Origin of the sequence: Paenibacillus macquariensis (genome assembly GCF_900156375.1) — a bacterium.
In the GTDB taxonomy this organism is placed as follows: Bacteria; Bacillota; Bacilli; order Paenibacillales; family Paenibacillaceae; genus Paenibacillus_AQ; species Paenibacillus_AQ macquariensis.
In genome coordinates this window covers 23,526-34,153 of the sequence record NZ_FTNK01000029.1, presented here as the reverse complement: position 1 = coordinate 34,153, position 10,628 = coordinate 23,526, and the positions used below count along the sequence as shown (strand labels likewise).

11 protein-coding genes and 1 pseudogene are annotated in these 10,628 nt (G+C 38.7%); 11 read left to right on the top strand and 1 reads right to left on the bottom strand.

The window, feature by feature from the left end:
• The 6 genes from BW961_RS27170 to BW961_RS31650 all read left to right on the top strand — a co-directional run.
• On the top strand, nucleotides 1-502 hold a 502-nt coding region (locus BW961_RS27170), incomplete at its 5' end, for a tyrosine-type recombinase/integrase (RefSeq protein ID WP_170878617.1).
• Between the two features lie 142 nt (nucleotides 503-644).
• The gene (locus BW961_RS27165) at nucleotides 645-1,178 is read left to right on the top strand and encodes a hypothetical protein (RefSeq protein ID WP_068592260.1); all 534 of its coding nucleotides are present in this window, start codon (nucleotides 645-647) and stop codon (nucleotides 1,176-1,178) included.
• Nucleotides 1,179-1,440: 262 nt separating this feature from the next.
• Nucleotides 1,441-2,136 carry a hypothetical protein gene (locus BW961_RS27160; RefSeq protein WP_068592258.1) on the top strand — a complete coding sequence of 232 codons (696 nt, stop codon included), beginning with the start codon at nucleotides 1,441-1,443 and terminating at the stop codon, nucleotides 2,134-2,136.
• A gap of 152 nt (nucleotides 2,137-2,288) precedes the next feature.
• Nucleotides 2,289-3,305 (top strand): serine hydrolase domain-containing protein, encoded by a 1,017-nt coding sequence (locus tag BW961_RS27155; protein ID WP_068592256.1) that lies wholly within the window; start codon nucleotides 2,289-2,291, stop codon nucleotides 3,303-3,305.
• Nucleotides 3,306-3,455: 150 nt separating this feature from the next.
• Entirely contained in the window at nucleotides 3,456-3,932 is a 477-nt protein-coding gene (locus tag BW961_RS31435; protein WP_068592254.1) for a hypothetical protein, read from the top strand.
• A gap of 321 nt (nucleotides 3,933-4,253) precedes the next feature.
• Nucleotides 4,254-4,388 carry a hypothetical protein gene (locus BW961_RS31650; protein ID WP_280175227.1) on the top strand — a complete coding sequence of 45 codons (135 nt, stop codon included), beginning with the start codon at nucleotides 4,254-4,256 and terminating at the stop codon, nucleotides 4,386-4,388.
• Nucleotides 4,389-5,106: 718 nt separating this feature from the next.
• Here BW961_RS31650 and BW961_RS27145 read toward each other — a convergent pair.
• Nucleotides 5,107-5,475 carry a DUF6713 family protein gene (locus BW961_RS27145; RefSeq protein ID WP_068592252.1) on the bottom strand — a complete coding sequence of 123 codons (369 nt, stop codon included), beginning with the start codon at nucleotides 5,473-5,475 and terminating at the stop codon, nucleotides 5,107-5,109.
• Nucleotides 5,476-5,895: 420 nt separating this feature from the next.
• Between BW961_RS27145 and BW961_RS27140 the strand changes: the two genes are divergently transcribed.
• The 5 genes and pseudogenes from BW961_RS27140 (at nucleotide 5,896) to BW961_RS27120 (ending at nucleotide 10,519) form a co-directional block, all read left to right on the top strand.
• Nucleotides 5,896-6,462, top strand: coding sequence for a MarR family winged helix-turn-helix transcriptional regulator (locus BW961_RS27140; protein WP_076577078.1), 567 nt, complete (start codon nucleotides 5,896-5,898; stop codon nucleotides 6,460-6,462).
• Nucleotides 6,463-6,570: 108 nt separating this feature from the next.
• On the top strand, nucleotides 6,571-7,074 hold the full coding sequence (locus BW961_RS27135; protein ID WP_139331769.1) for a hypothetical protein: 504 nt from the start codon (nucleotides 6,571-6,573) through the stop codon (nucleotides 7,072-7,074).
• 2 nt (nucleotides 7,075-7,076) lie between these two features.
• Nucleotides 7,077-7,939 (top strand): annotated as a pseudogene (locus tag BW961_RS27130) (SDR family oxidoreductase).
• A gap of 637 nt (nucleotides 7,940-8,576) precedes the next feature.
• On the top strand, nucleotides 8,577-9,761 hold the full coding sequence (locus BW961_RS27125) for an acyltransferase family protein (RefSeq protein WP_076577076.1): 1,185 nt from the start codon (nucleotides 8,577-8,579) through the stop codon (nucleotides 9,759-9,761).
• A 275-nt stretch (nucleotides 9,762-10,036) separates the two neighbouring features.
• Nucleotides 10,037-10,519, top strand: coding sequence for a hypothetical protein (locus BW961_RS27120; protein ID WP_068591661.1), 483 nt, complete (start codon nucleotides 10,037-10,039; stop codon nucleotides 10,517-10,519).
• Nucleotides 10,520-10,628: the final 109 nt, after the last annotated feature.

The window sequence follows — 10,628 nt, the reverse complement described above, 5'->3', positions numbered from 1 at the left end:
TCATCTTAAGATTTCCTGTCTATTACATCGAGAACGAGCTTTGTTGGAATTTCTATATAGTTCTGGCTGCCGCGTTGGAGAGGTACAGAAAATAAACATTGAAGATCTTAACTGGGAAAATTGTTCAGCGATTGTAAATGGCAAGGGATCCAAACAAAGAGAAGTTTACTTTACCACCGAATGCAAGGTGTGGTTAAAAAAATACTTAAAGTGCCGCGAAGATTCCTGTAAAGCACTGTTTGTAACGGAAACATATCCTACCCGCCGAATGTCAATACCGACGATCAGATGGGCGTTAAAGCGGATAGCAAAACGGGGAGAGATTGAAGCTAATGTGTACCCGCACCGTTTTCGTCATACCTATGCATGTCAGCTATTGGATAATGGAGCACCCTTAGAATTCATTCAAGGGATGCTAGGGCATGAAAAAGCATCGACCACTCAGATATATGCTCAGCTCCGTGGAGAGCGAAGACACGAGCTATATCGACGGTTCTATTAATGTCTTCAGGTCTAGGTAGCCAATTTGTATGGCTATCATGACTAAACTAACGGGCAGGATAGTTACAGCATTGGAGTAGGATTAGAAGGGAATTGTAAAATAATGCAGAATATAAGGAGTTGTAAATATCTGGGGGTGGATTATGAGTCGAGTAGTTGAATCGTCATTCGCAGTAGGTGTTGAGTTAGCTGAAACAAATACAGTCTTTTCTCGTTTAGATGCCTTGAAAAATTTGGAGGGTAACCCTGAGAAGGTTTATATAGAGAGCTTTGGCAATGCCAAGGCTTTTATTGTTAAGGGTATTCCCGATCCGTATTTCAATTCTGTAAGAGGTTTAACGAGTGAAGATATTGATCAGTTGGATGACATAATTGAGTTTTACCGTGACCATAAATTCGGATTATTATTTTCCATTTCATTCGGTAATCGAGTGTCCTTTGGAGATAGTATATTAAGATTTTTAGGGTTGAATCCTTGGTCAAACGGTGACACAGGCTTGCATTATACAGTACTTTATTCACTTATTTTCTATATACTAGCATTGATTTTAGGTTATAAATTCAAAAATGACTTGGGCGCAAAATTAGGTAGAGCCTTAGCTTTGATTACGATAATCATATTATTAATAACGCTGTTTGCATTCACTTCGCTAAGTGTCCCCGAATTAGGAAGGTAATGTCAGTGAAATTACAGTACCAACAGTGAATGTTACGGACCATCGTAGCAGATAACGTTCTAATTGAGGGTTCTTCATAAAAAATGGTTGAGCTTACGGGGAACGATAGTTCAATAATGAGAGGGCTGCCGAGAGGTAGCCCTTTGTTCAACTAACGGGCAGGTTAGCTTAATACTGAGTTGCATTCCATCAGGATATTGTCGATACTGTTCGAATACATAACAGCCAGGGTTCTTACTGGTTGAAAAAAGAGGTGATCATTTTGAAGAGTAGCTTAGAACAATTAAAGAATCGTGGTTATTTAGATCACTCAACACTTCACGCTTATATAAATAGAAATATTGAGCAGTTAATTACTTCAAATAGTCCTGTGGAACGGACAGCTGGTTATTTACTTGCGAGAGAGAAGGGGGCGAAGGTAAGTATATCTTTACTTATTGAATGTCTAAAAACAGAGTCAGCTCTCTATTCAAAAATTGCATTGTGTGACACTTTAAGTCTATTAAAAGAAGCAGTTCCGTTTCTTATTGATAACATGGGCCAAATTGGGAATAATCAGCATTTTAAAATTCCGAATAAGGTATTTGAGAAAAAAAGCTATCCACTTCCAAGAGATATATGTTCTAGAACTTTGATACGAATGCAAAGTGACGTTGTACTCCCGATTGTTTTTAAACAATTAGAAACATTGCAAAAACGAATCATTTCAGAGTCTATAGATGTTATTGGTTATTTAAGTTTTTACAACCCAAACAATCATTATTACACGGAAGTAAAGAATATGACTTCTAGTTTTCTTAGCGAGGATATAATCAGATATAAATACGCTATTATGTTGCGTTCCTTTATTCTTGAGGAGACATTATATGATGCTCGAGAAATCCAACGCCGGGAAAACACTGAGATCATAAAACAAGAACTTGGAAGATCAATCTCTAGAATTGAAAAAAACCTTTAAATACCCTCGCTTACGGTTTCCACATCTAGAGTGTTAAGCTAACGGGCAGTTTAGCACAACGAATTTTCATGAAGTCAATAGGTAGGAAATGGTGGTTACATACCGAACTTTTAATACTTTAGGATTTCAGTTTTTAAGAAGGAGCAGATAGTATGATAAACGCTGTAAACGACCATTTTCAAAGCCTTAATGATTATGTGAACCACATTCAAACAGCAATAGGCGCCACAGCCGCAGCAACTTACATCATAAAAAATAATTTAGTTGTCAATGAGTGGTATTCAGGAAGACATGATTCTATTCCAGAGTCACGTCTGGTTGATGAAAAAACCCAGTTTAATGTTGGTTCAGTCCGTAAAACATATCTTGGGCTTGCAATAAGTTTATTAATTGAGCAAGGGAAAATCAGAAGTATTGATGAAGAAATTGGAACTTATCTAAATGAATATGCACATATAGCAAAGGGAGTGACTATGCGACATCTCCTTACCCACACTCACGGTTTATATGAGGAAAATGGGCAATTCCTGAGAGAGTTCCAAGTTGGTGAAGGATGGGCTTACAGAAGCCCTGGCATTACCATGTTAATTCGATTAGTTAGTCAGTTGTCGGGACAAAACTTAAGTACATTTATGCAAAGATATGTATTTGATATTTATCGACTTAAAGAAACTGAATGGAGGACAGAGTATCAGGAAGACCTGATATATAATTATTATAAAGATAAAGATACATGGGTTGGACAAAACAATAGTGATGCAGGAGACCAAAGTAATTTATTTATAAGTGCACGTGATTTAGCTAAGTGGGGATACATGCATCTCAAGAAGGGATGTCTAAATGGTGAACAATTATTACCGCAGAGTGTTTTTGAGCGTGTTATTACACTTCAAACTCCAAATTCTGTTCAATCAAATTGTCCACGGAATGGTTTTATTTGGTGGTTGCAAAGTGATTCACCTCTCAACGAAATCGGAGGACGATTACCAAGTTGCTCTTATCAAATTCTAGGTATCACGGGATGTGCTTGCCTGGTTATTCCCAAATATGATGCCGTTATAGTAAGGATGTATAACCAATTAAGTAATCCAACTGGATATGATTATTTAAGCGATTTAAGACAGTTCGGAAATATGGCGAATGACCTTTTAATGAAACTTTCAGTTTAAAAAACGGTCTCTCGTTGAACTAACGGGACACGATAGTTGAATAACACACAATGATGAGCAGGAGCTACGTAGCCTGCTCTTTTTTATTAAGCTATCGGGCAGTTATCCGTGGTAAAATGGAGGTAATTTGATTTACAGGTGGGGGAAATTATGAAACATATATGCCCTGTTTGCGGATATGATGAGTTACAACAAGCACCGTATGATGCAGATGGTAATGAATCGTATGAAATTTGTCACTGTTGCGGTTTTGAATTTGGATTTGATGATATCCACGATGGTCACACTTTTGAGAGTTACAGAAACAAATGGGTGAGCGCTGGAGCGACGTGGTTTTATGAACAATCAAAACCTGAGGTTTGGGATTTAAATCAACAGCTGAAAAAAATCGAAAGAATACAGCCGATGTATATCCCATTTTGGAAGACGAAAGATACCCCGAAGTGGATTGAAACTGGAAAGATACTCGCATCAAATTCAACCGATAAAGTGCCTTGTCCAGAGTGTGGTAATCATTTTCTTATGGTTCAGGATGTTCCCATTATGTATGCAAACAAGATTGAAAGAATTATTTCATGCCCTGCGTGCTTCGCGAAGAACATGATTTTAATGCCATATAACAGTTGACCGTTCAACTAACAGAGAACGGTAGTTCAAAAGCAATTTGAAAGAAGATAGGTGAAACCATGAAGGAATGTTATTGTCCTTTATATAAGAAAGTTATATCAGATGGATTATGTGTTGACGTGACAGGTGAAGTTCAAGGGTTAAAGAAGGAACAGGAACTAAAATTTTTGAACTAATGTAATTAATCTGAGCATTATGCAAATGACTACTGAGACTATTTCCATCAGGAAATAGTCTATTTTTTGTGGATTATCATTAATTAATCATTTGATAATCCATGAGTATATAAATTCCGTACTTCATTCGTATTTCGGGGGTGTAATGAATGATATTCTGGAGAACAAACGAAAACAGGTTGTAGAGAGTCTGGAACTATTAGTTCATGCGATAAATAAGAATACCATCCGATGGGAACTTATATTGATTATTGGAGATATTCACTTACAATCTGCATAAAAAAGTTGATCTATTTATTTCTTGAAGATCAACTTTTTATTGTACTGTGATAAAGTGAGAAGAGACACATTGTAGGCAGATTAATGACATTAATGTGGGCACTTTAATGTCATTGGACAGAAAATGTAAGAGGACAAGAACATATACCTATTAGAACCCGCGCTAGGCGGGCTTTTTTAATTTTATGGGTACAAGTTCTTGTCCTTTGCTCGAGACAAGAACTTGTACCTATTGCCGAAAATGGACAAGAACTTGTACCGTTAGCCAGGGAGTCAAGCCCGAGACGTTTACAAATTACAAGTGACAACAATAACATTTCATTAAATACCGCTTATTAGCGTTTTTTTGTTTTTTAAGGGACCAAGTAGGTTCGAAACATATGTACCCGACAACACGGCATTAGTTGGATGACAAGACTGTGTACCGTTAACCGAAATAGGCTAAGAATATGTTCCGGTGGCCGATGATGATTAAGCTAACGGGCAGGTTAGAGCAATGACAAAGCTGCTTGGATACTGGGCAATGAGCGATTGTACTTAATAATTGCTACTGGGTCAATTTATTCTAAGTTATCCATTTTCAAAAAAAGTCATGGCTGTTCCCCCATTCCGTATGCCTGAAGCCAGATGCAAGCTATATGTATGAGATGACCGATACCGGAGATACCATCCTTGTACAATCGCCAAGAATCGATTTGGATGGAAGTTAAGCGAGAAAATCACGGATTCGCAATCAATAATAAATGGATAGCAGCAAGAATTCCCATCGGATAGATGATGAAACGAGAGAATGTATTTTTAAATTCGTTGCGGGAGTGCTTTTCGAAAAATAAGTGCAGGATCGCATGGATCATGAGAAAGATATCTAGCACCCAAAACGTAATCGTCTGATATTGGCTAAAAAGTAAAGCGAGTATGATGGTGTACAGGGGGAGATGGATAAAGGTGAACACTTTATAGGCTTTTGCATCATCCATATCTTGTAGAACAAAAAATAGTTTCCATTCCGAACGTCGAATTGCATCCATTTCGTGCAGGAGAAATAAGGACAAGTTAAACAAGAATAGCAACAACAACAAATCAGTCATATCAAACCTCCTAAAATTGTATAACGAACGTTTACTACAGCTTAATGAATAAACACAGTAAAATATTTCCCTTGTTAATACGTAAAGCCGTTGGAAATGTAACAAGAAGAGCTATATTCGTCAATCCATTAAAATTAAAGAACAAAATGACCAAGATAAATGAACTTTCCGATTCATTTCATAATCTTCAACTTGATATATACAAGTAATTTTGATGAACAGTTATTTTGGGAACAACTCAAAATAACCTGTCCTGATAAAGTGAGACCTATATTGAGGTTTTTGAAAGAGCATTGAACTAACGGGCAGGATAACATAACCAAATACAACTATATAACTCCATTATATTTGGTATAATCTTCGTTTGATGTGGTATAAAAATGTGTTGACACAAAAGTAGTTAGGAGCCATACTATATTTATGGATAACAATAATAAAATAATAAATGATATTGACGCTATTCCCTCGCTTGTACAATCCAAGCGGCAGATTGATCGCTATAACCTAGACATAGACGCACAGGCTATACTCGTCGCGTCTAGGCTAATGGCAGCGGGAGCCAAGCTTGGACATGCCTCGGAGATTCATTTCTCTAGATTCGGTTTATCAACAGGGCGATATCGTTTATTGGCAGATCTTGAAGATAACGAAGGAGAAGAGTTGCCTTCGCAATTAGCGGAGCATCTAGGCGTTACACGTGCTACAGTGACTGGTCTTATCGACATTCTTGAACGAGATGGCCTAGTATCTCGGCGAACAAGCTCAGACGATGGTCGTCAGAGAACGGTCATTTTGACGGAAAAAGGAGCGAAGAAGCTCCGTGAAATGGCTCCTGAGCATTTCGCTCGGCTGGAAGCGATGGTGGGCTTACTCAATATCGATGAGCGAAGCGTATTTCTCGACTTGCTAGACCGAGTTACACAAGGCATCTCAGCACTTACGGGCGAACTAGGCTCGAAACCAAAGGGAAACATCAGTAATGAGTAGAATGGGCTAGTGAAGCTAGCCTATTTTTACTCTTATATAGTTAGGTGCCTAATTATATCTCACTGAAAGCAATCGTTGAACTACTTCAAAGAAGGAAGGAGCAACTAAATGAACCAGATGAAATACTCGAATCAGACAGATGATGTTTACGGCATCAAGGCTGCTGGTTCCAAGAAAAAGACTTTTGTACTGTGGCGTGAAGTTGTAATGGCATATGCTGCTCCTGCCATCATGGCAGGTATCGGGGGATTGGTTACTGCTGATAGGGGGCTTCTAATAGGAGCATTGACCACAATCGGCGGTGCATCGGCCTTGATGGCCTTGATGATTGGCATATTGTTGCGCAGCCGAGTGGGCCTTATACGATGGATCATCTGTGCGCCTCACTTGGTTGTGGTAGGGGTGTTCGCATTGGCCGGTTCATCGTTTGGCCTATACGCCGCATGGGTGACATCTGGTTTACTAGAATTTATAATTCCGAGCAATCACTTGGCCTGGGTTAGTCGTGTCTGGATCGATTTCCCGTTGTCTGGATTCATAGCAAGCACGATAGTGACATGGCGGTGGCGTCTTGCCGTCACAACTAATTTTTCATCCAAAAGGAGAAGATAAATATGATAGTTATTATGGGAGCAACAGGTACGATAGGCAGTGCGCTTTTGGAACGTTTGGTTGATCTTGGCGTACCCGTAAGGGCGCTGAGCAGAGAGCCAGAGAAGTTGCGTGATCAGATCGGAGAAAAAGGCCGATCGACTATCGAGGTCGCATCGGCGGATGCTTCCGACCCCGAATCGCTACGCCGCGCGTTTATAGGTGCTAGCCAGCTCTTCCTTGCCATGTCCAACAGTCCAAGACAAATCGAATTGGAAACTTCAATCATTCAGATTGCCGCCGAATCTGGAATCAAACACATCGTAAAAATATCCAGCCCTGCCTTTGAGCAGAGTTCTCCAGTAGCAGTGGCTGGCATCAAGAAATCGAGAAAAGGCTGAGGGAATCAGGTCTCACCCACACCGTGCTGCGCCCTTATGCGTTCATGCAAAACTTAATGCGCCTTGCACCAACGATCACAACCCAAAATGTTTTCTTCGGCTCCATGGGCGATTCACCGTGTAACTTCATTGACAGTCGCGATATCGCAGATGTTGCCGCAGAAGTTCTGACCAACCGCGAGGTATCAGGCCAAATATATACGCTTACTGGTTCGGAGATTTTCAGTTATCCCCAGATCGCGAGTCAACTATCCGCCCTGCTTGATCGGCCGATAAGCTACATCAACATGGAACCCCAAGCACTACTCCGCAATCTTATGGAGAACGGGCATATGCCTCCTTGGCTCGCGAACCACGTTGTGGAAATTCAAACCATGTCTACGGTGGTGCCAGAAAGTCCAAATGACACTGTGAAGCGCTTGCTCGGCAGGGAGCCACGCACGCTAGGCGCCTTTCTGCATGAGTGTGTAGAAAATTTCAGGTAGAGCCTATATTGAAATTTGTGTCAGTTTATTTGTTTGGCTATACAAATAGATGTTTAATAATGGTTTATTCTCAGATATACGATTAAGCTAACGGGTAACTATAGTTCAATAATAAGAGGGCTACCGAGAGGTAGCCCTTTGTTCAACTAACGGGCAGTTTAGATCAACAATTATGCTCTTTAAAAGGCTAAATCATATTTGCTAGCCTCTCTTTTTTTAGAATTACTGAGAGACATATCTCACCCGAATAGGGTTTATGGTAGTTTTTTTCTTTTCTGTTCTTTGGTTTCTATGTATACTTTCTTGTCAAAATTGACATGATTCTATCCATTCAAAATTAAATTTTGACAGGAAATTAGTTAATTTTTAAGTTTTATATTATTTTTTTAAAAAAAATGTAACTTTTTCCATTGGGAAGTGTTTTATATATTGTTCCACAAAATACAACCGTAGAAACATGCGAAGAGCACACAAGAAAAAATTAGACACGGTGTCGTAAAAAGGCCTTCAGCATCTGAAGGCCTTTTTTAAATTTTATCTTCAGAACATTTGGAATTAAAAAAATGGTTCACGTTGTGCATTTAATCGCGCAGCGTCGCATGTTTTAATAGTTTTATTCATGAAAGAAGAGGGAAAAATGAATAAAGAGACATCCGAAAAAAAGCTATTCTATTTGGATGGCATTAGGGGCCTCGCGGCATTTGCCGTGGTTATTTCGCACTACATACAAGTATTTTATCCAGCTGCGTTAAATGGAAGACCGCAACAAGCTCATTTTGAATGGGATATCTGGTACGGACATTCTCCGATTAATTTATTTTATAATGGACAATTTGCCGTTTGTTTGTTTTTTGTGCTAAGTGGTTATGTGCTCAGTGTCAAAATGTTTGAAAAAGAGCTCGATAGTGAGACCTTTCAAAAATTGTTGCATTCCAGCGCCATACGAAGGTACATTCGGCTTGCCGTGCCGGCAGCGGTATCCGTATTGCTTGTGTATCTAGCAATTATTACGAATGCCTTTCATCTCGAAGAAATATGGGGAACAACATGGACGGATATGAAAAAGAACTACTACGCTTTAGATACAAATGTATATACCGTTATCAAGGCTGCTATTTTTGATCCGTTTTTCCGTTTTAAAGCACATCCTTACAATCCAGTCCTTTGGACAATGAGCTATGAGTTATTAGGTTCTTTTTTAATTTTTGGTTTTCTTGCTTTATTTGGACGTGTGAAAAAAAGATGGATTGTGTATGTGGTCTTATCCATTGCTTTTATTCAAACCTACTTTATCGCTTTTTTGTGGGGAATGCTGCTTGCCGATTTGCTCAAGCACAAATGGGTCCAAGGTAAAATAACGACAGTACTTGTGCTTTTAATGGGGATTTACTTAGGTTCGGCGCCTTATACTCCATTAATGGGGACTATGTACGAACCCATAGAAGTGTTGACAAAAAATATCAATGAATGGATTCAATTTAACATCGATCCACGACTTCTTGCACGAACCCTAGGTTCTGCTATGATTTTGTTTGCTCTGCTTCGTTTAAAAGTGCTGCAGCATGTGTTTGGATGGAAACCGTTTGCTTATTTAGGACAGATTTCATTTTCCCTTTACCTCATTCATTTCACTTTCCTAAATACATTCTCCGCGTTCCTGTTTAGTAAAGTGATTCATCATTTTAGTTATAATCTTGCCTATGCAATTACGTTTATGGTTTCCATGGTGCCCTTATTTATTTTGTCGCATTATTATATGAAATATATCGATCAAGGTGCATTAAAACTAGCTCGAAAATTTGAAAAAAAAATGACCGCATAACCCAAAAAACGCAGAGTTAAAACCAACAACTCTGCGTTTTTTGTGTGTAGATTACCTACTTTTGTATGGAAACTGCATTATAATAAAAAAATATCCTTGTTCAGCTAACGGGACACGATAGTTGAATAATACACATTGATAAGCAGGTGCTTCGGTATCCTGCTCTTTTTATTAAGCTAACGGGTAGGTTAATATGAACTGATTGCCGAATTACAAGTCAAAAGAGTGTTTGAAAATATGGGTAGGTGAGAGTTGAAGGAGCGATTGGAGAAAGTATGAGGAAAATAGACTGGATTAAAGTAATTCTAGTAGTATCGCTATTCGGGAATGTTGAATTATTTATGAATCATAAACATGTTATCAGAAATCAAGAATTGAAATATGAATTATTGAATGCTTACATTTACCGAGATCTAGCTCAACTTGAAGCAACTATACAGTATCAACTAGATAATAATTGGAAAAATGAAACTCTTGTTATCCAGAAACTAGATGATGCCATCGATTCAATTATCTTACACATTGGAATGGAAAGAGATGATGATAAGGAAGATATCCTTTGGAAATTGCACGATTACATGAATGAGTTCAAGGTTGGTGACGGAAATTTAGATGTTAGCCTAAACGATAAGCAACGTGCCGATTACATCTATTTAGGCGAGAAGCTGCGTTCTAACGGGTGGACGTTTAATGTAGGATATGATACAAGCTGGGATATTTTTGCATCAAAAGTAAAGGAGTTCATAGCGGATTCATAGAAGTCATAAGTCTGCAAATGGATGTGCATGGATGCGGATTAACTAGTACAGAAAGACCCACATGGACCTATACAAACATTTTCAAACGCAACTTAATTGAACTAACGGG